The 23,354-nt window shown below is 64.0% G+C and carries 19 protein-coding genes; 8 read left to right on the plus strand and 11 right to left on the minus strand.

Annotated features, from left to right (window positions below; all coding sequences use genetic code 11):
* Positions 1–2 precede the first annotated feature (2 nt).
* The 3 genes from lepA to PF049_10115 form a co-directional block, all read right to left on the minus strand.
* The gene (gene lepA, locus PF049_10105) at positions 3–1,820 is read right to left on the minus strand and encodes a translation elongation factor 4 (GenBank protein WBY15949.1); all 1,818 of its coding nucleotides are present in this window, start codon (positions 1,818–1,820) and stop codon (positions 3–5) included.
* A gap of 98 nt (positions 1,821–1,918) precedes the next feature.
* Positions 1,919–4,108, minus strand: a complete 2,190-nt coding sequence (locus PF049_10110; GenBank protein ID WBY15950.1) for an EAL domain-containing protein — start codon at positions 4,106–4,108, stop codon at positions 1,919–1,921.
* Between the two features lie 90 nt (positions 4,109–4,198).
* On the minus strand, positions 4,199–6,724 hold the full coding sequence (locus PF049_10115) for an EAL domain-containing protein (GenBank protein ID WBY15951.1): 2,526 nt from the start codon (positions 6,722–6,724) through the stop codon (positions 4,199–4,201).
* A 458-nt stretch (positions 6,725–7,182) separates the two neighbouring features.
* Here PF049_10115 and PF049_10120 point away from each other — a divergent pair, with 458 nt between their 5' ends.
* From PF049_10120 to PF049_10130, 3 genes are all read left to right on the plus strand, one after another.
* Positions 7,183–8,511, plus strand: a complete 1,329-nt coding sequence (locus PF049_10120; protein WBY15952.1) for an FAD-dependent oxidoreductase — start codon at positions 7,183–7,185, stop codon at positions 8,509–8,511.
* A gap of 121 nt (positions 8,512–8,632) precedes the next feature.
* Positions 8,633–10,321, plus strand: coding sequence for an alpha/beta fold hydrolase (locus PF049_10125; protein ID WBY15953.1), 1,689 nt, complete (start codon positions 8,633–8,635; stop codon positions 10,319–10,321).
* A 43-nt stretch (positions 10,322–10,364) separates the two neighbouring features.
* Complete coding sequence (locus PF049_10130) at positions 10,365–11,219, plus strand: alpha/beta fold hydrolase (protein ID WBY15954.1); 855 nt, start codon at positions 10,365–10,367, stop codon at positions 11,217–11,219.
* Positions 11,220–11,232: 13 nt separating this feature from the next.
* Here the strand turns inward: PF049_10130 and PF049_10135 are convergent, their stop codons facing one another.
* The 6 genes from PF049_10135 to PF049_10160 all read right to left on the minus strand — a co-directional run bounded on the left by PF049_10135 (position 11,233) and on the right by PF049_10160 (position 17,209).
* Complete coding sequence (locus tag PF049_10135; GenBank protein WBY15955.1) at positions 11,233–12,129, minus strand: alpha/beta fold hydrolase; 897 nt, start codon at positions 12,127–12,129, stop codon at positions 11,233–11,235.
* Between the two features lie 38 nt (positions 12,130–12,167).
* Positions 12,168–13,265 carry a DUF2855 family protein gene (locus PF049_10140; GenBank protein WBY15956.1) on the minus strand — a complete coding sequence of 366 codons (1,098 nt, stop codon included), beginning with the start codon at positions 13,263–13,265 and terminating at the stop codon, positions 12,168–12,170.
* A 55-nt stretch (positions 13,266–13,320) separates the two neighbouring features.
* A complete protein-coding gene (dnaN, locus tag PF049_10145; protein ID WBY15957.1) occupies positions 13,321–14,448 on the minus strand; it encodes a DNA polymerase III subunit beta in 1,128 nt (375 codons plus the stop codon).
* Between the two features lie 211 nt (positions 14,449–14,659).
* A complete protein-coding gene (gene fabG / locus PF049_10150) occupies positions 14,660–15,412 on the minus strand; it encodes a 3-oxoacyl-[acyl-carrier-protein] reductase (GenBank protein WBY15958.1) in 753 nt (250 codons plus the stop codon).
* Positions 15,412–16,350, minus strand: a complete 939-nt coding sequence (fabD, locus tag PF049_10155; GenBank protein ID WBY15959.1) for an ACP S-malonyltransferase — start codon at positions 16,348–16,350, stop codon at positions 15,412–15,414. Before fabD ends, fabG begins: the two co-directional genes overlap by 1 nt.
* 28 nt (positions 16,351–16,378) lie before the next feature.
* Complete coding sequence (locus PF049_10160) at positions 16,379–17,209, minus strand: LD-carboxypeptidase (protein WBY15960.1); 831 nt, start codon at positions 17,207–17,209, stop codon at positions 16,379–16,381.
* Positions 17,210–17,279: 70 nt separating this feature from the next.
* Here PF049_10160 and PF049_10165 point away from each other — a divergent pair, with 70 nt between their 5' ends.
* Positions 17,280–18,710: a Mur ligase family protein gene (locus PF049_10165; GenBank protein ID WBY15961.1), complete on the plus strand. Its 1,431-nt coding sequence runs from the start codon at positions 17,280–17,282 to the stop codon at positions 18,708–18,710.
* Here PF049_10165 and PF049_10170 read toward each other — a convergent pair.
* Both PF049_10170 and PF049_10175 read right to left on the minus strand, forming a co-directional pair.
* Positions 18,707–19,342, minus strand: coding sequence for a glutathione S-transferase family protein (locus PF049_10170; protein ID WBY15962.1), 636 nt, complete (start codon positions 19,340–19,342; stop codon positions 18,707–18,709). The genes PF049_10165 and PF049_10170 overlap by 4 nt on opposite strands.
* Positions 19,339–20,304: a DUF808 domain-containing protein gene (locus PF049_10175; GenBank protein ID WBY15963.1), complete on the minus strand. Its 966-nt coding sequence runs from the start codon at positions 20,302–20,304 to the stop codon at positions 19,339–19,341. Before PF049_10175 ends, PF049_10170 begins: the two co-directional genes overlap by 4 nt.
* Before the next feature lie 237 nt (positions 20,305–20,541).
* Here PF049_10175 and rpsF point away from each other — a divergent pair, with 237 nt between their 5' ends.
* The 4 genes from rpsF to PF049_10195 all read left to right on the plus strand — a co-directional run bounded on the left by rpsF (position 20,542) and on the right by PF049_10195 (position 23,353).
* Positions 20,542–20,907, plus strand: a complete 366-nt coding sequence (rpsF, locus tag PF049_10180; GenBank protein ID WBY15964.1) for a 30S ribosomal protein S6 — start codon at positions 20,542–20,544, stop codon at positions 20,905–20,907.
* A complete protein-coding gene (gene rpsR / locus PF049_10185) occupies positions 20,907–21,131 on the plus strand; it encodes a 30S ribosomal protein S18 (GenBank protein WBY15965.1) in 225 nt (74 codons plus the stop codon). The genes rpsF and rpsR overlap by 1 nt, the downstream gene beginning before the upstream one ends.
* A 12-nt stretch (positions 21,132–21,143) precedes the next feature.
* A complete protein-coding gene (gene rplI / locus PF049_10190) occupies positions 21,144–21,812 on the plus strand; it encodes a 50S ribosomal protein L9 (GenBank protein ID WBY15966.1) in 669 nt (222 codons plus the stop codon).
* 101 nt (positions 21,813–21,913) lie between these two features.
* Entirely contained in the window at positions 21,914–23,353 is a 1,440-nt protein-coding gene (locus PF049_10195) for an AMP nucleosidase (protein ID WBY15967.1), read from the plus strand.
* The last annotated feature ends 1 nt before the right edge of the window (position 23,354 follow it).

A 23,354-nucleotide genomic window follows, 5' to 3' on the forward strand; every position in this document is an offset into this window, starting at 1 on the left:
CCCTACTCCTCCCCCATCCGCAGCGCAGCAATAAACGCCTCCTGCGGAATGCTCACGTTCCCATATTCCCGCATCCGGGCCTTGCCCTTCTTCTGCTTCTCCAGCAGCTTCTTCTTGCGCGAGATATCGCCGCCGTAGCATTTCGCGGTCACGTCCTTGCGCATCGCCGCAATCGTCTCGCGGGCGATGATCTTGCCGCCGATGGCGGCTTGGATGGGGACCTTGAACAGGTGGCGCGGGATGAGGTCTTTCAGGCGTTCGCACATGCCGCGGCCCCGCTCCTCCGCCACGCTGCGGTGGGTGATGAGGGATAGCGCGTCGACCGGCTCGTTGTTCACGAGGATGTTCATCTTCACCAGGTCGCCTTCGCGCAGGCCGATCTGTTCGTAATCGAAGCTGGCATAGCCGCGGCTGATCGATTTCAGGCGGTCGTAGAAGTCGAACACCACCTCGTTCAGCGGCAGCTCGTATGTCACCTGCGCGCGGCCGCCGACATAGGTCAGGTTGGTCTGGATGCCGCGCCGGTCCTGGCACAGTTTCAGGATCGGGCCGAGATGTTCGTCGGGGGTGTAGATCGTCGCCTTGATCCACGGTTCCTCGATCAGTTCGATGCGGCTGGGATCGGGGTAGTCGCTGGGGTTGTGCAGCTCGATCGTCTTCGCGTCCTCGTTCTTCGTCTTGCCCAGCTGGATGCGGTAGACGACGGACGGCGCGGTGGTGATGAGGTCGAGGTCGTATTCGCGGCTAAGCCGTTCCTGGATGATCTCAAGGTGCAGCAGGCCGAGGAACCCGCAGCGGAAGCCGAAGCCCAGCGCCGCGCTGCTTTCCATTTCGAAGCTGAAGGAGGCGTCGTTAAGGCGCAGTTTCCCGATGCTCTCGCGCAGTTTCTCGAAATCCGCCGCGTCCACCGGGAACATGCCGCAGAACACCACCGGCTGCACTTCCTTGTAGCCGGGCAGCGCCTTGTCCGCGCCGTTCTTCGTCGTGGTGATGGTATCGCCGACGCGGGCCTGCTCCACCTCCTTGATCTGCGCGGTGATGAAGCCGATTTCGCCCGGGCCGATTTCCGGCAGGTCGGTGCGTTTGGGAGTGAAGCAGCCGACGCGGTCGACGAGGTGCTGCGTGCCGCCCTGCATGAAGCGGACGTCCAGCCCCTTCTTCAGAACGCCGTCGATCACGCGCACCAGGATGACGACGCCCAGATAGGGGTCGTACCAGCTGTCGACGAGGCTGGCCTTAAGCGGCGCGTCGCGGTCGCCTGCGGGAGGCGGGATCTTCGCGACGACGGCTTCCAGCACGTCCTCGATCCCGAGACCGGATTTCGCGCTGGTGAGCACGGCTTCGGATGCGTCGAGGCCGATGACTTCCTCGATCTCCATGCGGACCTGCTCGGGCTCTGCCGCGGGCAGGTCGACCTTGTTGATGACGGGGACGATTTCGTGGTCGTGCTCGATCGACTGGTAGACATTGGCGAGGGTCTGCGCCTCTACCCCTTGCGCCGCGTCCACCACCAGCAGCGCGCCCTCGCACGCGGCGAGCGAGCGGCTGACCTCGTAGGCGAAGTCGACATGGCCCGGCGTGTCCATGAGGTTGAGCTCGTAGGTCTCGCCGTCCTTCGCGGTGTAGTTCAGGCGCACGGTCTGCGCCTTGATGGTGATGCCGCGCTCCTTCTCGATGTCCATGTTGTCGAGCACCTGCTCGGACATCTCGCGCGCGGTCAGGCCGCCGCAATACTGGATCATCCGGTCGGCAAGCGTGCTCTTCCCGTGATCGATGTGGGCGATAATGCTGAAATTTCGGATCTTGGATAAATCGGTCATCGCCAGCGCAGATAGCGCTGCCGTCACCGGATGTCAGCATGGCATTGCACCGCCCGTGACGATTGTTCGCGCGCCGGGCTTTACGGCGCTGAAGTCGCTCAGGCGGGTGAGGTTTCGATCTGCAGGAAGTGGAGTCGCGAACGCGGATTGACGCCCACGGCTTCTGCTACGCCGTAGCTGCCTGCCGGCAGCGCCGCGAGCGGCATTCCAGCCGCTGCCAGCGCATAGGGAGAAACGCGGTGCCGGGTGCACAGGCCATCGGCACCGTCGCTGATCAGCTTCGTCTCGAATTCCAGGCCCTGCGCGGCTTCCTCGGCCCGGCGGACGACGGCAACGACAAGTTGCCCGTTGCCGAGGTCGAGCACCATGTCCGTGCCTTCCGGAACGTTCAGCAGGCCCTCGATACGGGCGCCGGTGCGCGAGAGGTTGCGCATGACCACCTCGTAGCGGTGATCTTCGTGGATGACGCCGACCTTGCGGAACATCGCCTTGCGGCTTGCGCGGGCTTTTGCCGGGCCGCTGGGCTCGTACTCCAGTTCGCCGCTGGCCAGTTTCTCCATGACCGCATCCTGCGGCAGGGCCTTGCTGTAGATCCAGCCCTGGACGTGGGTCGCGCCCAATTCCCGGACGAGGTCCAGTTCGTCATGCGCCTCGACCCCCTCGGCAACGGTCACCATGTCCAGCGCTTCGGCCAGGCTGACGATGGCGGTGATGATGGCCGCATTGTTGTTGCCGCCCTCGCACGCGCCGCGCACGAAGCTCTGGTCGATCTTGATCTTGTCGAATGGCGCGTTGCGCAGATAGCCGAGCGAGGAATAGCCGGTGCCGAAATCGTCGAGCGCCAGCCGCAGGCCCATCTTCTTGAGCGTCGCGAACATCTCGTGCGTCGCGTGCGGATCGCCGATGAACACGCTTTCCGTCAGTTCCAGTTCCAGCCGCTCCGGCGGAAGGCCAGACGACATCATGGCGTCGGAAACGATGGTGGGCAGGTTTTCGTTGGCGAACTGGATGGCCGACACGTTGATCGCGACGACCAGTTCTTCCGGCCACTGCGCAGCATCGCGGCAGGCAATCCTGATCACCCATTCGCCCAGGTCGAGGATCTGGCCGGTTTCCTCCGCCACGGGAATGAACTCGGCGGGACTGACCCAGCCGCGCTCGGGATGGTTCCAGCGCACCAGCGCCTCGAACGACTTCACCCGGTTGGTCTTGGCATCGACCAGCGGCTGATACTGCATTTCCAGCCCATCGGTTGCGAGGGCATCCCGCAGGTCTTCCTCGATCTGGCGGCGCCAGTGCGCGTCGGAGCTGAGGTCGCTGGAATAGAAGCGGTACTGCCCCCTCCCCCCGGCCTTTGCGGCGTACAGGGCCAGATCGCCCGCACCGACCAGTTCGTCCGTTTCGATCCCGTCGAACGGAGCAATGGCAATCCCGACCGAGGTTCCGATGATCGCCCGCGCACCATTGATCGAATATGGCTGCGAAACCATCTGGATCAGCGTCTGGGCAAGATCGCCCAAAGCGCCGCGATCGTCCATGTCGGGCAGGATGATCTGGAATTCATCGCCGCCCAGCCGGCCGATCTCGCCCTTGTCGCCGATGATGCGGTCCAGTCGCTGGGCGACCTGCTTCAGCAACTCGTCGCCAGCCTGGTGGCCAAGCGTATCGTTCACCTGCTTGAACCGGTCGAGGTCGAGCATCATCATCGCGCAGGAACGCTGGCTGGCCTTCGATGCGGTGAGCAGCTTGGCCATCCGCGTTTCCATGCGGTGGCGATTGGCAAGACCCGTCAGCGCATCGTATTGCGCCATGCGATTGACGTCGATCTGCCCCTGGCGCTGCGCCGAAATATCCTTGGCGCTACCCCGGAAGCCGGTGAATTCGCCCTTTTCGCAGAATTGCGGGCGACCGGAGATTTCCCACCAGATGTCCTTCTTTGTGGCGACCTTCACCGGCAGGGAGTTGATGGAGTTGCGTGCGCGAAGCAGGAACGGCAGCGGTCGCTGGCGACCGTGCTCGTCATCGCTTTCGCTGATCGGGGTGGAGAACAGCTGGACGAGCGAAAGATCGTGAAAATCGATGCCCTCGCCTGTCAGTTTTTCCTGTGCAGCCCGTGACAGGTAGACGATCTTGCCATCGGCATCGGTCGCCCAGAACCAGGACAGGTCGCTTTCCTCGATAGCGTCGAGCAGCTTGATGCGCCGGGGATCGGACGCGCTGTAGGCGTCTATCGGACTGACCGGTTCTTCCGTGACGGTTGAACGGGAGAAGAACTTATTGAGACCCATGGTCGCCCCCCCAGGCGCGCGTGAAAATCACTGTGCACGGCGGCGGGATGCGCCGCATGCGGTTGGAAAACTGTAGGGGGCGCAGCAGCTTCATGCTTTTTTCCTGATGCCGCTGCCAACGGCAAATTGCGTGTCCGTTTTCAGGCCGACGATGCCGCCCTGCGGATCGGTTTCCAGCGCCCGCGCAAACTCCACGCCCATGCGGTCGTCCTTGCTCCACCTGGTGGTACCCGACACGATCAGCGTCTCGCTCAGCGCAAGCCGGAAAAGCGTACCGACAGGCACGTTGTAGAGGCCTTCGACCAGCGCGCCCGTGACGGAGATATTGCGTACCGTGCCGTTGTAATACTGGCCCGCGTTTTCCAGAACGATCTTGCGCAGCATCGTCTGGCGGGGTGCGCGGGCGGACTTGGGTCCGCGCGCGACCGCGGTAGGCCCGTCGCGCAGTTTCTGGCTGGCGTCGGCAAGCGACAGCGGCTTGTCGTAGATATATCCCTGCACGTGACTGCACCCGTGCATCCGCACGAGGTCCAGCTCGTCCAGGGTCTCCACGCCCTCTGCCGTCGTATCCATGCCCAGCGCCTGCGCGAGGCTGGTGATGGAGGCGATGATGGCACCGTTGCGGCTGCCGGGCTGGGTCGCGCCGCGAACGAAGCTCTGGTCGATCTTGATCTTGTCGAACGGAGCGGTCTTCAGATAGCCGAGCGAGGAATAGCCGGTCCCGAAATCGTCGAGCGCGAGCCGGACCCCGATTTTCTTTAGAGCGCTGAACATCACGTCCGTGCCCTCGTCATCGCTCAGGAACACGCTCTCGGTAATTTCCAGTTCCAGCCTGGAAGGAGAAATCCCCGCGTCGGAGATGGCGCGGGTGATGACCTTCGGCAGGTCCGTATTGGAAAACTGCAGCGGCGACACGTTCACCGCGCAGCGGATGTTTTCCGGCCAGCTGGCAAGGTCCCGGCATGTGCGGCGGATGGCCCAGGCGCCGATATCCTGGATGAGGCCGGTATCCTCTGCGATCGGGATGAACTTGTCGGGCCGGATGGCCCCCTGCTGCGGATGGAACCAGCGGATCAGCGCCTCGAAACCGGTGATTGTCTCGCTCGAGCATTCGACGACCGGCTGATACTGGATGTCCAGCGCGTCGTTCTCGATCGCCTCGCGCAGATCCTCTTCCAGCTTGCTGCGTTCCTCGGCTGCGGAATGCAGATCCTTGGCGTAGAAATGGTAGCGCCCCCTGCCCCCGTCCTTCGCCGCATACAGCGCGAGGTCGGCGTTGCGGATAATGAGGTCGATATCCTTCGCATCGTCCGGGCTGATCGCAATGCCGATCGACGCGCCGATGACCACGCGGTGCCCCTCGACCGAATAGGGCTGCGAAAGCGACCGGATGACGTCGGCGGCCAGCTGCGCAAGCATCGCCCGTGGATTGCGTCCGGGCAGGATGACCTTGAACTCGTCCCCGCCCAACCGGCCGACTCGTCCATTTTCGCCCACGGCAGCTTCCAGACGCTGGGACACCTGTTTCAGCAGCGCATCGCCCGCCGGATGGCCCAGCGTGTCGTTGACGTGCTTGAACCGGTCGAGGTCGAGCAGGAACACGGCGCATTCGCGGTTCTGTTCTTGCGGAGAGGACAGGATCTTGTCGAGTGTCTGCGACATCTGGAACCGGTTGGCGAGCCCTGTCAGCGAGTCGAAGTGGGCCAGCCGCGAGGCATGTTCCTGGCTGCGCTTCTTCTCGGTCAGGTCCGTGCCCGAACCGCGGAACCCGCAGAAATTCTTGAAATTGTCGAAGACGGGCCTGCCGCTTATCGACCACCAGCGCTCGCCATCGCCGGTCGCCGCCTGCACCGCCAGTTCCTGGAATGCAGAGCGTGCCGACAGGTGGAAGTTGACCGATCGCTCGCCTTCGCGGTTGTCATTGCCCATTTCGAAAAGGTCGAGGATCGAGCGCCCGAGAAGTTCTTCCGGCGTCGTGCCCAGATGCTTCGCAATCGGCGACGACAGGTAAGTAAGCTGGCCCCGGCGGTCCGTTTCCCAGAACCACCCCTGCCGCGTGTTCTCGTAATCGTTGAGGATATCGACGGCGCGGTTCCGGATGCGCGCATCGGCAAGATTGCGCTCCGCCCGCTCGCGGTCGACACGCATCTGGTAACGGCCGGTAAAATAGCAAAGGACGACGAAGATCGCGAGGACGAGATAGGCGGAAGGACTTCCCGACAGGAAGACGAAGGGGCTCCACACCGCAATCTTCCACCCGAACAGCGCAATCGCCCGGCCCGATAGCAGAACGGCGGACACGGCGGAGATCGACACGATGGCCCCGACGAACAGGAAGGTCCCGATCCTGCCTGCGAATGCTTCTATCGCGAAACCGAACCCGTACATCAGCGCCGGCACCACGACCACGGTGGACGCGGCGGCGAACGACACGTTTTCGTCGCGCGGCGTGTCACGCTCCCAACTATTGAACCAGCGCGTCGCCACGGTCAGCAGAGGCGCCAGAACGAACAGGGCCGTTGCCGGAAGGGAAGGCAGCGACACGTTTATTGCGAAGGCCGTCACGGCCGACGACAGGTATGCCGCCGCCATCAGCCACCAGTTCGTCGGCAGCATGTATGTGCCGTTGGCGGCAGCGCGGGGCGAGGGTTTCAAGCGGTTGCCCGAACGATCGCGGCGATCGGTCGTGCGGGATTTTTCGGAAGCGCTGGCCCTGTCTTCGGGTGTGCGAGTCTTCGATGACGAGGCCTTCGGGGACTCTCTCCGGCAGGCTTCGCGCGCGGCACCGGAAGCCTTCTTCCGGGCGCGCGCGGGGGCATTCACGCGCTTGCGCGGTACCCGGGGCGACGCGCGCTCCGAAGGATCCTTGTCTTCCATGCCGTTTCCATGCGCGACCAGCGGTTTAAAAACCTTAAACCGCACACTTTCCGATCGCGGTTAATCGCTTGTCAGCCATGACCGGCTGACGCAGTCTGTTCCCTCGCGATTTCGGTTCCCTGCCCTTGCCCTTCTGCACGGTAGGCAGCAGGGTCGTGATTGCAGCGCAGGATTGCTGCCAGTTCGGGGGAGAGAGCATGCGGCATATCGCCATCGTGGGATCGGGGCCGGCAGGATATTACACGGCGGAAGCCGCGCAGAAGCTGTGGGGCGACGATGTCCGGATCGACGTGTTCGATTCCCTGCCCGTGCCCTACGGCCTCATCCGTACAGGGGTCGCACCCGACCACCAGTCGATCAAGGGCGTGGCCCGCAGGTTCGAGAAAACCGCGCTGACGGAAAACGTGCGGTTCGTGGGCAATGTGACTGTTGGTCAAGACGTTAACATCGAGACACTGAAACAGCTCTACCACGCGGTCGTACTGGCGACCGGAGCGCCCCGCGACCGGGAGCTGGATATTCCCGGCAGAGAGCTTGGCAACATCTTCGGCAGCGCCGCCTTCGTCGGCTGGTATAACGGGCATCCCGACTTTGCCGATCTCGCGCCCGACCTGTCCGGCAAAAATGCCGTCGTCATCGGCATGGGCAATGTCGCCCTTGACGTTGCGCGCATCCTGGCGAAGAGCAGGCGTGAATTCGAAGGGGCCGATATCGTCGATCACGCGCTGGATGCCCTCGATGCATCCAGGCTGGAAACCATCACCATTGTCGGGAGGCGCGGCCCCCATCAGATCATGATGACTCCCAAGGAACTGGGGGAACTGATGGACCTGGAACGGGCCAGCCCGCGGGTGGAGCCTGCAGACCTCCCGTCCGAGGGCGAGGATTCCATGCTGGAGCCGGGCCTTCGCAAATCGGTGAAACTGCTGCGCGATTTCGCAGCCATTCCGGAAAATATCCGCGGCGAAAAACCGATCACCATAAACTTCGACATGTTCGCCAGTCCCATGGCTTTTTACGGAGACGGGAAAGTCACGCAGGTGGAGATCGAGGAAACCTCGGTCGAGGTCGGACGCGCGGTCGGCACGGGACGGACCTATCGCATCCCTGCCGACCTCGTCGTCACCTGCATCGGTTATCGCACCTCGCCCATCCCCGACGTCCCGTTCGATGAACGGGCCGGGCGGTTCGCCAATGACGAGGGACGCATCCTGCCCGGCCTCTACTGCGTCGGCTGGGCACGCCGGGGCCCCAGCGGTACGATCGGGACGAACCGGCCCGATGGCTATGCCATCATCGACCGGATCGCGGAGGACCTCGAGAGCAAGGCGATTACCTCCGTCGCCAAACCCGGGCGCGAAGGCTTCGATACCCATGCAGCCGAAACGGGGCTCGACCTCGTGACCTTCCGCGACTGGCAGAAGATCGACGAAGCGGAAATCGCCGCTGCAAGGGACGGCGCGCCGCGCCGCAAGTTCACCGCCGTGGAGGAGATGATTGCTGCCCGCGACGCGGCTCATGATTGACGATGCTCGTAGTCAGGCCCGCACGCGGAACGCCCATTGCGCCTGAATGGTTGAAGACGAGAAACAGCAAACGGACACCGCCGGAAAAAGGCGGGCCGATAGAGAGAGGATGCTGCACAACATGACGACCGAGCTGGAAAACGAAGCCGCCCAGTCCACCACGGCGCTGGGGCCGCTTATCGGCCTGACGCGGGAAGACATCATCGGGGCCGTTGCGGTCCTGCTGCGCGAAACCGCTTCCGACCCGCAGCGCCTGATGCGCCACAGCCAGGCGATGGGCATGGACATTATCCAGATCATGACGGGGAAGAGCGAACTGGCCCCCCACCCCAAGGACAAGCGGTTCATGGACCCGGCTTGGCGCTACAACCCCTTCATGCGGGCGGGCGCGCAATACTACCTCGCCGTGCAGAAGGGCATGGCGAACTGGCTGGAAGAGCTCGAGTTGGACGACCTGGAGAAGGACCGCGCCCGGTTCATTTCCAATATCATCATCGATTCCGTCGCGCCCACCAACACGCTGCTGGGGAACCCGACCGCGCAGAAGCGCATGATCGACAGCGGCGGCCTGTCGCTGATCAAGGGGCTGAAGAACGCCTATACCGACCTCACCCAGAACAAGGGTATGGTAAGCCAGGTCGACAAGCGCCCGTTCAAGCTGGGGGAGAACGTCGCCACGTCGAAAGGCTCGGTCGTCCTGCGGACCGAGATGATGGAACTGATCCAGTATGCCCCGACAACGGACGAGGTGTACGAAATCCCGCAGCTGACTATCCCGCCGCAGATCAACAAGATGTATATCAACGACCTGTCGCCGGAAAAATCCATCGTCAAATGGCAGGTCGACAACGGTATCCAGACCTTCGTCATCAGCTGGCGCAACCCGTCAAAGGAACAGGGTGTCTGGGACATGGCCGACTATGTCCGGTCCTGCCGCGAGGCGATGGAGGCCATCGCCGACATTACCGGCGCGAAGAAGGTCAACGTCTCTGCCGGCTGTTCCGGCGGGCAGACCGCCGCGATGCTCGCGAGCAAGATGACGGCCGACAAGGATGAGCTTCTGGGCGCTCTCACCCTGATGGTCTGCGTGCTGCACCCCAAGCAGAACGATATCGAGGCAGGCTCCCTCATCAGCGAAAACGGGCTCGCGCTGGCCAAGCGGCGGGCGGCCAAAAAAGGCGTCGTCAAGGGCGACGACCTTGCCCGCGGCTTTGCGTGGCTGAGGCCCAACGACCTCATCTGGAACTACGTCATCAACAACTACCTGCTGGGCGAGGACCCGCCCGCCTTCGACGTGTTGTTCTGGAACGCGGATGCCACCAATCTCTCCGCCAGCCTGATGGGCGATTTCCTGACCGTATTCGAGACACTCGCCTTCACGAAGAAAGGCGAGGTCGAGATGGTCGATCACAAGATCGACCTGTCCAAGGTGAAGAGCGACCTGTTCATCCTGGGCGGGGTGACCGATCACATCACACCCTGGAAAGCGACTTATCGATCGACGCAATTGTTCGGATCGAAAGACGTGACCTATGTCCTGAGCCAGTCGGGCCACATGCAGGCGATCCTGAACCCGCCCGGCAATCCGAAGGCGAAGTTCTACGTTCAGAAGAAGAAGGGCAAGCTGCCGGATACCGCCGACGAATGGCTGAAAGGTACGGAGGAAGTCGCGGGAAGCTGGTGGCCTTACTGGATGGAATGGATTCAGGCCCGCGCCGGGGACAAGAAAGCTGCGCCGGGAAAGCTGGGCAACAAAAATCACAAACCTCTGGACCCGGCGCCCGGTCTCTACGTAGTGGAGGAAGTGTGACCGCCTTCGCGGTTGCAGCATAACCCAAAGGAAGGTCGCCAGCATGACAGCATCCAAGGACGAACCGATGACCTGCGAGATCGGGATCGAGCAGGTCGGGGGACGGCAATTGCGTGTCGCGCGCTGGCGACTGGACGAGCCGAGCGAGCACCTGCCCATCCTGTTCTTCAACGGTATCGGCGCCAATATCGAGGCGGTGGCACCGCTGGCGGAAGCGCTGACCGATCGCGGCTTCATCATGTTCGACATGCCGGGCACGGGGGAAAGCCCCGATCCGGTTCTGCCGTACAACCCCTTCACGATGAGCTGGACCGCGGCCAAACTCCTGAAGAAATACGGCATCGAGGAATGCGATGTCATGGGCGTCAGCTGGGGCGGCGCGATGGCTCAGCACTTTACGCTGCAGCACCCCGGCATGGTCCGGCGGCTCGTGCTGGTGGCGACGACGGCGGGCATGCTCATGGTGCCGGGCAATCCGGCCGCCTTTACGAAAATGGCCAATCCGCGGCGCTATATTGATGCCGATTACATGAACGAACACTTCGCCGCGCTGTATGGCGGCGCGCTGAAGGACCCCGATGCCAAGTCGAGCCATATCGGACGGCTGAAGCCGCCGTCGCCGCGTGGCTACATGTACCAGCTCATCGCAATGCTGGGCTGGACCAGCCTGCCTGCCCTGCCCTTCCTCGGCAAGCAGACGCTGATCATGATGGGCGAGGACGACCAGATCGTGCCGCTGACCAATGGCAAGATCCTGAAAGCGGCCATTCCGAACTCGCGGCTCGAGGTCTTCGAAGGCGGCGGCCACCTGTTCCTGCTGACCCATGCGGACGAGAGCATTGCCTGTCTGAAGGGCTTCCTCGATGCGGCGGAGGAAGACGCGCTGGAAGCGGCCTGACCCTGGCTGTTTCTCAGGCCGCGCCGGGCAACCAGCGCTCCAGAATGGCATTGACCGAGCCGGGCGCGTCCTGCTGCACCCAGTGGGACACGCCGGGCAGCCGCTCTATCGTAAGGTCGAGCACCCATTCCTGCGTTCCGTCGAGGCAGTGGATATCGATCGCGACGTCCTCCTCGCCCCATACCATCAGTGTCGGCACCTCGACCCGGTAATCGCCTGGATCGACCACGTCCTGATGGCGTAGCAATGCGCGGTAGTAATTGACCATCGCGTGCCGCCCGCCGGGCCGCGCTGCCGCCGCGTCATAGACCGCGCGGACCTCCGGTCCGAAATTGGCCCTGTTGCAGGCGCTGGACGCGATGATCGAGCCTGCGGTCCTGCGTGCCAGTACCATCTCCGGCAGTTTGGGAAGCTGGAAGAAGAAGATGTACCAGCTCTTCCTGAACTGCCGCCATTTCCTGATTTCCCGGATGGAGCACATGGGATGCGGCACGTTCATGATGACCAGCCGCTCCAGCGGACGAAGTTTCAGGATGGCGAACATCCACGCGACGATGGCCCCCCAGTCGTGGGCGACCAGGGTCACCTTCTTTGCGCCACTCGCATCGATCAGGGCCGCGATATCCTGCGTCAGGTGGTCCAGCGCATAGTCGCGGACCGCACCCGGCCGGTCGCTCGCGCCATAGCCGCGCATATTGGGCGCCCATACGCGGTAGCCCTTCCCGGCGAGTAGCGGGATCTGGTGCCGCCACGAATAATGCAGTTCGGGAAAGCCATGGAGGCAAAGGGCGAGGTGGTCGCTTTCCGCCGGCCCCGCTTCCGCGACTTCGAAGGTCAGGCCGTTCGCCTCGACGAAGCGAATGGCGATGCCGCTGTCTTCAGGCGGGTTCCAGCTCGGCTGCCTGTCCATTGCTCGCCCCTTCCTTGCAGCCCCGCATCGCTTCCCGGTCAGGGCTCGATCACGATCCCCGCCGCCGGGTCGATATCGCCGCCGGCCATTTTCACGAACTGGTCGCGGGCGGCGGAAAGGCCCGAATGCCTCTCGATGGTCACCGTGCCGCCGACCTCGGCGAGGAAGCCGTGCCACGCGGCTGCGACACGCTTGCCCGCTTCCTCAGGGCCCAGTTCCTTGAACATGGCCACCGCGTGATCGGGGGCGAAGAACAGCATCGGCTTGGGGCCCGGCAACCCTTCCTCGCCGCCCATGCCGCCGTTTCCGCGTTCCTCGATATGAGTCGCACCGACGAGGCAGGAATATTTCAGGGCATCGCCCAATTGCCGATGAATGGTCGCCAACAGGGCGGCATTGCCTGCAAAATCGACGGAAACGCTAGGCTCGGCGGGCAGGCTGCCTGCCGCGTCGTAGGACAACACCTCGTCATAAAGCCCCGTCTTCTCGACGAATTCGACATTGCCTGCCGATGTGAGGCCGATCCGGCGGATCCCGGGCGAGTTCTGCCTGGCAACGCTGGCAAGGCCCATCGCGGTCTTGGACGATGCGCTGGTCAGGATCATGCGCTGCGCGCCGAACCATTCCTCGCCGCGCAGGAAATACTCGATCAGGAAACCGGTCTTGAACAGCGGGCCGAAGATCATCCGCTCGCCTTCCCGCGCTGGGTCGTGCTCCGGGTCCGCGGCGAGGCGGGAATACTGGTTGTAGACCGGGCTCATCGGCTGGCGATGCTCTGCCGCATCGATGAAACCGTGGGCCGTCACCTTGCCCGGCATGATGTCGAGATGGGTCGCCATCGGCAGGTAGCCGTAAACCCGTTCGCCCACGCCCAGGCCGCTGCCATTGTCCTCGATCACCCGGGCATGGCCCCACATGGGGACGATGCCCTTTTCGGATCCCTTGCCATCCGATGCGGGGAAGAAATTCCAGTATCCGAACCCGTCGCCCACCACGGCATAGGTCACGTTGTTGGCCGTGACCGAGAAGCTTTCCACCGCCAGCCGCGCGCCGCCTTCCGGCAGGGGCGCGGTATCGACCTCCACCAGTTCGGCATTGGTAATGGCTTTCTTCTCGACTTCGACCTGCTGCGGCATCGCGATTCTCCTTTTGCGAAGGAGTGCTAGCGCGCAGTGGCAGGCTTGGCGAGGGTTACACCCGCATCGGCATCAATACATAGAGCGCCGGGCTATTCTCGTCCTTGCGGATCAGCGTCGGCGCGCCCGGATCGGCGAGGTGAAGCTCGACCACGTCGCTGTCGATCTGGCCGAGAATGTCCTTCAGGTAATTCGCGTTGAAGCCGATTTCGAACCCTTCGGCCTTGTATTCGCCCGCCAGTTCCTCCGACGCCGTGCCGTTGTCGGGCGAAGTGACCGACAGCGTCACCTTGTCGGTATCGAGACCCATCTTCACCGCGCGCGTCTTCTCGGTCGCGATGGTCGCGACGCGGTCCACGCCCTGGAAGAAGCTTTTCGGATCGACCTTCAGCAGCTTGTCGTTTCCGGTTGGGATGACGCGGCTGTAATCGGGGAACGTGCCGTCGATCAGTTTCGAGGTCAGGACCATGCCGCCTTCCCCGCCCATGGTGAAGCGGATCTTGCTGGCCGACAGGTCGATCTGGACATTGCCGTCCATGCTCTCTTCCAGCAGCTTGCGAAGCTCCCCCACCGCTTTGCGCGGCACGATGACGTCGGGCATCCCCTCGGCGCCATCGGGCCGGTCGAGCGTGAAGCGCGCAAGGCGGTGACCGTCCGTCGCCGCCGCCTTCAGCACCGGCCTGTCGTCGTCCGCCACGTGCAGGAAAATGCCGTTCAGGTAATAGCGCGTTTCCTCGGTCGAGATCGCGAAGCGGGTGCGGTCGATCATGTCGGCCAGCGTCTTGGCCGGGATCTCGAAACTGGTCGGCAGGTCGCCTTCGACGATGACGGGGAAATCGTCCTTCGGCAGGGTCGGCAACTGGAACCGGCTGCGACCGGCCTTCACCGTCATGCGGTTGTCCGCCGTTTCCAGGCTGACCTGGCTGCCATCGGGCAGCTTGCGCGCAATATCGAACAGCAGGTGCGCGGACACGGTGATCGCCCCGGGACTGTCGACGCTGGCCGCGGTCATCGTTTCCACGACCTGCAGGTCGAGGTCGGTCGCCATCACCTTCACGCTGCCGCCGTCGCTGGTATCGATCAGGACGTTGGACAGGATCGGTATCGTATTGCGCCGCTCCACGACCGACTGCACGTGGGACAGGCAGCGCAGCAAGGTGGCGCGTTCGATGGTGGCCTTCATCGGTAATTCCCCTTCACACGGCGAGGAGAAATGCGATTCCCCGCCGCAAACATGTCGCCCCTACCCTTACCGCCGCGAAGGCCACGGGCAAGCGTATAGGACGCCGTAGAGGCTTCTGCTGGGGATAAAGCGGGGGAGTTCGCCCCCGCGTTCCTAATCGGCCTTCGAAAGGGCCTCCAAACCCCTCCCCGCCGGGCGGCGGGGACGCGGATCAGCTCATCATCGCCATGCCGCCATTAACGTGCAGCGTCTGGCCGGTGACATAGCCTGCCTCGCGGCTGGCGAGATAGGCGACCGCGGCGCCGATGTCGTCGCCCTCGCCCATCTTCGCCATCGGAATGCGTGCGTTGATCGCGCTCTTCTGGTCGTCCGTCAGCTCGTCCGTCATGGCGGTCCGGATGAAGCCCGGGGCGACGCAGTTGACGGTGATGCCGCGGCTGGCCAGTTCCTGCGCCAGCGATTTTGACATGCCGGTCAGCCCGGCCTTGGCCGCGACGTAGTTCATCTGGCCCGGATTGCCCGTTGCGCCCACCACGCTGGTAATCGAGATCATCCGGCCGAATTTCGCCTTCATCATCGGGCGGGCCGCGGCGCGCATCAGGCGAAAGGCGCTTTCCAGGTTCACCTGCATGACCTGGTCCCATTCCTCGTCCTTCATCCGCATCGCCAGGTTGTCGCGCGTGATGCCGGCATTGTTGACGAGGATATCGAGCGAGCCCAGCGTGTCGATCGCCGCCGGGACCAGTTCATCGACCTGCGTCTTGTCCGTCAGGTTGCAGGTAATCTCGACATGGTCGCCTCCGACTTCCTCGATCAACTGCTCGCGAAAGGCGCGCAGTTTCTCGCCATTGGAGCCGGAGAGCGCCAGCCGAGCCCCCTGCCGGGCAAGCGAGACAGCGATGGAGGAACCGATACCGCCGCTGGCGCCGGTCACGAGTGCAGTCATTCCTTCGAGCGAGAACATCAGACGATCTCCTTTGCGAGGGCTTCGATATCTTCCATGGTGACGACGCTGGTTGCAGAGGAGTCGGGCGCGATCTTGCGGACCATCGGGCCCACGACCTTGCCGCCCAGTTCGACGAAATGCTCGTTCCCGGCTTCGAACATGGCGGTCACGCTTTCGCGCCACCGGACGCGGCCCGTCACCTGTTCGACCAGCAGGCGCTGCTCCTCGGCAGGGTCGCTGACGGCAGAAGCTGTAACATTGGCATAGATGGGAACCGTGAATGCCTGCGGCGGCGTGTTCGCGAGCGCCTCTGCCATGGCATCGGCGGCGGGCTGCATCAGCCTACAATGGAATGGCGCGGACACCGGCAACAGGATGCCGCGCTTGATCCCGTGATCCTTGACCGCTGCAACCGCGCGTTCGATCGCGCCGCGATGGCCTGAAATGACGACCTGCGCCGGGTCGTTGTCGTTTGCGACCTGGCACACGTCGCCCTCGGCCACGGCGTCACACAGCGCCTGCGCTTTCGCAAGATCGGCGCCCAGCAGGGCGGCCATGGCGCCCTCGCCCACCGGAACGGCCGCCTGCATGGCCTGCCCGCGCAGTTTCAGCAGCCGGGCGGTATCGGCGAGCGAGAATGCACCGGCGGCGCACAGGGCCGTGTATTCGCCCAATGAATGGCCTGCGACGCAATCGGCCTTGTCTGCCAGCGTCAGGCCGCCTTCCTTCTCCAGCACGCGCAGGGTGGCGATGGCATTTGCCATGATGGCGGGCTGCGCGTTTTCGGTCAGAGTCAGCTGGTCTTCCGGCCCCTCTGCCATGATCTTCGACAGGTTCTGGCCCAGCGCGTCGTCGACTTCCTGGAACACCTCGCGCGCATGGGGGCTGGCCTTGGCGAGGTCCGTGCCCATGCCGACCTTCTGGCTGCCCTGGCCCGGAAAAATGAATGCGGTCATGAAATTGCTCTCCTGATTGGACGCGCCGCTAGGAAGCGCCGAACGGGCTGGCAAGTCCGAACGGCACAATCCTGTTGGCAGCCGTGTGACCGATTTCCGCGCGGCCGAGATAGGGGATGCCAGCACGGTTGCACCAGAATTCGGCGATCTGCTCCGCCGTCTGGCCGAACTCGCGGTCGTTTTCCGGCACGTTCGTGACCGAGCCGAGCCTGAGGCCCGCAATGCGCGGCAAGGTATTGGCGAGGCTGAAAAAAAGCCGGTCGATGGCATAGAGGTGCTCGCTCACCTCCTCCACCATCACCACGTGGCCCGAAAGGTCGGGCAGCAGCGGGGTATCGACCAGCATCGCCAGCGTGATGAGGTTGAACGCGACGACCGGCGTCTTCCCGTCGAGCGAGGGTTCCAGCCCGCTACTGTCGCCGCCGAACCAGCGCAGGACCCGCGAAACCGCCTCCCGCCCGCCTTCGCTTCGGGCACTTACCGGCATGGAGCCGTGGACCGGCTGTCCGATACCGTGGCGATAAAGCGCGGCGAGCAAATATCCCATGTCGGAAAACCCGACATAGGTCTTTGCGCGCGCCGCATCGTTCATCCGCGCGATCGCGGCCTCTGCAATGCGGTTCGATCCGTATCCGCCCTTCGCGAACCAGACGACATCGTAGTCGGGGTGGTTGGCACATTCGACCAGCGCCTGCATCCGTTCCAGGTCGGTCCCGGCGAAATGGGCGTGGCTGCTGAAGCACTGGTCGTGAAACCACACTTCGCAATCGGGGAAATCGTCCGCCACCAGTTTCCGCATGGCGTGGGCGTGGGCGGGCGTGATCGCCGTTGCAGGGGCGCAGATGGCTATACGTGTCATGTGAACAACCCATGCCGCACCTCGGTTCATGGTTGCAAGGGCGGCGCTTCGCGCTAGTCACCTTTCCGCTATGACCGACCTGCCCGATCCTGCCGCCGACCTGACCGCCCGCCCCTGGTTCTTTTGCGGCATCGGTGGTTCCGGGATGCAGCCCCTCGCCGCCATCCTGAAGGGCCGCGGGGCCGAGGTTGCAGGCAGCGACCGCAGCTTCGACCAGGGCCGGACGCCGGAAAAATTCGCTGCGCTGGAACGGCAGGGCTTCACCCTGTTCCCGCAGGACGGCAGCGGCATCACCAGCGAGGAGCAGGTGCTGGTCGCAAGCGCCGCGGTGGAAGACAGCGTTCCCGAGGTGCAGCGGGCGAAGGAACTGGGCGTGCCGCGCATGACCCGCGCCGATCTCAACGCCGCGCTGTTCAATGCCAGTGCAAAAGGCATCGCCGTGGCCGGCACCAGCGGGAAGTCCACCGTGACGGGCATGCTCGGCTGGATCCTCGAGGCGACAGGCCATGCGCCGACCATCATGAACGGCGCGGTGATGAAGAACTTCGTCAGCGAGGACCGGCCCTTCGCCAGCGCGGTGGTTGGCAGCGATGCGCTGTATGTCTCCGAAGTCGACGAAAGCGACGGGTCCATCGCGCAATACCGGCCCGATGTCGGCGTGCTGCTGAATGTCAGCCTCGACCACAAGAGCCTGGAGGAACTGCGCGACCTGTTCGGCAATTACCTCGCCGCGTCGGGCACGGCGGTCGTCAACACCGACAATGACGAGGCGCTGCAACTGCTGGGCCGGGCGTCCAATGCCATCACTTTCGGCGTGGAGGACAAGGGCGCGACCATCGGAATCGAGCCGGGAAGCCATGCGGACGGCCCGGTCCGGCAGGCGGCGCAGGTAATCGACCGGCGCGACGGCAGCAGGCATGCGCTGGTCGTGAACATGCCGGGCCGCCACAACCTGTCGAATGCTCTTGCCGCAATTGCCGGGGCCCATGCCGCCGGGGTTCCCGTGGCAGACGCCGTGGCGGCGCTGTCCGGCTTCAGGGGGCTGGCCCGGCGGTTCGATATCGTCGGCGTATCGCCGGGCGGTGTGACCGTGATCGACGATTTCGGCCACAATCCGGAGAAATGCCGCGCCACCCTGCGGACGCTGAAAGCGCATCCGGGCCGCGTCCTCGCCTTCTTCCAGCCCCACGGATACGGTCCCTTGCGGCAGATGGGAGAGGAGCTGGCCGAAACCTTCGCCCACGAACTGGGCCCGGACGATCTGACGCTGCTGTGCGATCCGGTCTATTTCGGCGGCACGGTCGACCGCAGCCAGGGTAGCGAGCGTATCGTCGACCTCATCGCCAAGAATGGCGGCCGGGCTATGCACATCAATACACGGGAAGGCTGCGGCGACTGGCTGGTCGCAAACGCGAAGCCCGGCGACCGCATCGCCATCATGGGGGCACGCGACGACACGCTCAGCCTGTTCGCGTCGGACGTGCTGGACCGGCTGGGCTAGAAGCCTTCCAACCCTTCCGCCTCGCGCTTGACCGCCCGCTTGTACCCGTCGCGCTGCATGAGCCTGTCGCGGTAATCCCTGAGGCTTTGCGGCACGCCCTCGTCCAGTCCGACGCTTTTCGCCAGCACCAGCGCGTAGCCGACACAGATGTCCGCCACGGTGAAGCGGTCGGCGCACAGATAGTCGCGGCCCGCCAGCCGCTGCTCCACCTTGACCAGACGCTTGTGGAACCAGCGGGCATAGGCATGACCGGCCTCCTCCAGCCCGCGATCCTTCTCGAACAGGGCGAAGCGCATGAAGACGGTCTGGGGGAAGGTGATCGTCGCATCGGCATGGTAGGTGAAATCGAGGAAGGCAGCGTAATCGGCCTGCCCGCGTGCCACCAGCAGGTTCCCCCTGCCGCCCAGTCCGGCAAGATAGACCGCGATGGCGCAGCTTTCGGTCATCTGCGTCCCGTCATGTTCCAGCAGCGGGATCGTGCCGAGCGGGTTCAGTTCCAGGAACTCCGGGGCTTTCTTTCGCGGAGGGAACGGCAGCATCCTCAGGTCGATATCCGCCCCTGCCTCCTCCGCCGCCCATGTGGCGCGCAGGCCCCTCGAGCCGCGGCAGGTATGGAGGACGGGCGTGGTCAATGCGCCGCCCCTTCGGCGCCCGGCTTGTGCCCGAGGCCGAAAACCTTGTGCAGCAGCACGACCAGCAGCCAGCCGGCCACCAGTGCGACCACGGCCGACGCCGCGGCATAGGTCAGCCAGCCGAAGAAGCCGCCTGCCGGACCGAACCCGTCGGCGACTGCCGCCTCCAGCCCGTGCGCAGCGTCGTAGAGGCCATGGAAGCCGAGTTCGTGCGTGCCATGCAGCAGGATGCCGCCGCCGACCCACAGCATCGCCACCGTCCCGATGACCGACAGGGCAGTGAGCAATTTGGGCATGGCCGCGACCAGTCCTCGCCCGAAAGCCTGCGCCGCCTCGCTAGGCCGTTTCGTCAGCGACAGGCCGAAATCGTCCATCTTCACGATCAGCGCCACCGCGCCGTAGACCGCGACAGTGACCGCGATGGCCACCAGCGCCAGTGCAATGCCGCGTTGCCACCACACGGTCAGGTCGGACAGTTCGTTGAGCGTGATGGCCATGATCTCGGCGGACAGGATCAGGTCCGTTCGGATCGCGCCCGAAATGCGCTCCTTCTCGAACTTGGCCGGATCCTCGATCACGTCTTCCACGGTCTTGCCGTGTTTCGCGCCGCCCAGTTTCTCCAGCACCTTTTCCGCGCCTTCGTAAGACAGGAACAGGCCGCCTGCCATCAGCAGGAAGATGATGGCCGCAGGCAGGAATTCGCTCAGCACGATTGCGCCGGGCAACAGGAACAGCAGCTTGTTCTTGAAGCTGCCCTTGGCGATGGCCCAGATGATCGGCAGCTCGCGCGCCGGCGACAGGCCGGTGACGTAGCTGGGCGTCACGGCGGCATCGTCGATGACCACGCCGGCCGTCTTAGAACCGGCCCTGCCGGCGGCCGCGGCGATGTCATCGACCGACGCGGCAGCGGTCCGGGCGATGATGCTCACATCGTCAAGCAGTGCGGCAAGGCCTGAAGGCATCGAAATTTCCCCTTTGCATGATGTCTTTGCATGCCCAATGCACGAGCGGCGCGATTGTGGCCAGCGCCGGAAGGCTCCCCTTCCCCTGCGCGCGTCGATGCTATCGGCGCTTGCTTTTCGCCCACACCCCGCTATGTGCGCCGCTTCCCTGCAATGCGGGGAAACGAAGAAAGCCGGAGGGGCCCCGTCATCCGGACGGACAAGCCAGCGATCGGCATCAACTGAAAGGACATGCACATGGCTCATTACGAGCACGTGTTCCTTGCGCGTCAGGACCTCTCCCAGAGCCAGGTCGATTCGCTGGCAGCGCAGGCCACCGAGATTATCGAGAAGAACGACGGCAAGGTCACCAAGACCGAGACGTGGGGCCTCAAATCCCTCGCCTACAAGATCGATCGTAACCGCAAGGCGCATTTCGTGCTGCTCAACATCGAAGGCCCGGGTTCGGTCGTCGAAGAGCTTGAGCGCCAGACGCGCATCAACGAAGACGTCATCCGCTACATGACCATCCGCGTCGACGAGCCGGAAGAAGGCCCCAGCGTGATGATGCGCAAGAACGAGCGCGACAACAAGAAGCGCCGCGACCGTGAGGAGCGTAACTGATGGCCCGTCCGTTTTTCCGCCGCCGCAAGTCCTGCCCGTTCTCGGGTGAAGACGCGCCGAAGATCGATTACAAGGACGTCCGTCTGCTGCAGGGCTTCATGTCCGAACGCGGCAAGATCGTTCCTTCCCGTATCACCGCAGTTTCGGCCAAGAAGCAGCGCGAACTCGCCAAGGCGATCAAGCGTTCGCGTCACATCGGCCTCCTGCCCTACATCGTGAAGTAGAGGAGTAGGCACATGGATATCATTCTCCTCCAGAGGATCGGCAATCTCGGCTCGATCGGTGACGTCGTCACCGTGAAGGACGGCTATGCCCGCAACTACCTCCTTCCGCAGAAGAAGGCCCTGCGCGCCAACGAAGCCAACAAGAAGGTCTTCGAAGCGAACCGCGAGCGTCTCGAGAAAGAGAACGCAGAGCGCCGCACCGAAGCCGAAAAGGCTGGCGAGAAGGTTGCAGGGGCCGAAGTCGTGCTGCTGCGCGCCTCGTCCAACGCCGGCCAGCTCTACGGCTCCGTCAATGTCCGCGACATCGTTGCCGGCCTGACCGAACAGGGTCACGACGTCGACAAGAAGCAGGTCATCCTGGGCAGCCCGATCAAGATGATCGGCATGCACGACGTGACCGTCGCCCTGCACCCCGAAGTCCACGTCACGGTGAAGGCGAACGTCGCCCGCTCCGAGGACGAGGCGAAGCTGCAGAGCGAAGGCGTCGACGTTCTCGCCCAGCTGTTCGAAGACGAGCAGCGCGAAATCGAGGAAGCCGCCGCTTCGCAGCAGCGTGACCCCACGCTGGAGCCCGGCGAAATCCCGGCCGACATGCTGGAAGACGGTGTCAGCACCGAAGAAGGCACGAGCGAGACCGAAGCCCTGGTCGAAGAGACCAAGCCGGAAACGGACGAAGGCTGAACGCGGACCGTTCGCTGAACGCACAAAAAGGGGCGCGGTGTCGATGGCACCGCGCCCCTTTTCGTTGCGCGGCAACATTTCTGCGCTAAGGCGCTGGCCATATGACTGATATCGACAAGACCATCGAAGACCTCGTGCGGATCTATGACGAGGCGACCGGCCGCCTGCGCAGCGACATCATGCAATTCGCGGACGACGGCTCCCTGCCCTCTCGCGAGCGGCGCAGCGACGGGTCCTATGCCTATCCCGAACTGGTCCTGACCTATGACGGCAGCGAGGCACGGTCGGACCGCAGCCGCGCCTATGGCCGGTTCGCCCACGCCGGAACCTACACCACCACTGTGACGAAGCCCGAACTGTTCGCCAGCTATCTGCGCGAGCAATTGTCGCTGATCGCGGAGGATTACGACATCTCGCTGAAGGCGCGTCCCTCGCGGCAGGAGATTCCCTTTCCCTACGTGCTGGACGGGGCGGCGGGCGCGGAACTGGCAGGTATCTCGCCGCAGGTCCTGGCGCGCCATTTCCCGCACACGGACCTTGCCGATATCGGTGACGAACTGGCCGACGGGATCGAGCTGGACGAACCGGACCAGGCGATCCCGCTCTCGCTGTTCGACGGCCTGCGCACCGATTTCAGCCTTGCGCGGCTGGCACATTACACCGGCACCCAGGTCGGCGATTTCCAGCGCTACGTCCTGTTCACCAACTATCACCGCTATGTCGACGAGTTCGTCGACTGGGCGGGCGAGCAGCTGGGATCGAACGGCTTCACGAAGCTGGCGGGCGCCGGCGGGCTGGAACTGAAGGAGCGCACCGCGAATGCGCGCGCGCAGCTCTCCGATACGGCTTGGCGGCGGCACCAGATGCCCGCCTACCACCTTGTCGGGCCGGAACATGGCGGCATCACGCTGGTCAATATCGGCGTCGGGCCGAGCAATGCGAAGACGATCTGCGACCACCTCGCCGTGCTGCGGCCCGAGGCATGGCTGATGATCGGCCATTGCGGCGGGCTTCGCGGCAGCCAGCGGATCGGCGATTACGTGCTCGCCCACGCTTACTTGCGCGACGACCACGTTCTCGACCCGGTCCTGCCGCCGGAAATTCCCCTGCCCGCCATTGCCGAGGTGCAGCAGGCCCTCGTCGCCGCGGCCAGCGCAGTGTCGGGCGAAGGCGAGGCGAATTTGAAGCAGCGCATGCGCACCGGCACGGTGGTGACGACCGACGACCGCAACTGGGAACTGCGCTATTCCGACAGCGCACGCCGCCTCTCGCTCAGCCGCGCGGTGGGCATCGACATGGAAAGCGCCACCATCGCAGCGCAAGGCTACCGCTTCCGCGTCCCCTACGGCACGCTCCTGTGCGTAAGCGACAAGCCTCTCCACGGCGAAATCAAGCTGCCGGGCCAGGCGAACACCTTCTACGAACAGGCCATTGCCGCGCATTTGCAGATCGGCGTGACGGCCTGCGGACTGCTGAAGGAAGAGGGGCAGCGGCTCCACTCGCGCAAACTGCGCGCATTCAACGAGCCGCCGTTCAGGTAAG

The organism is Erythrobacteraceae bacterium WH01K (assembly GCA_027941995.1).
In the GTDB taxonomy this organism is placed as follows: Bacteria; Pseudomonadota; Alphaproteobacteria; order Sphingomonadales; family Sphingomonadaceae; genus CAJXSN01.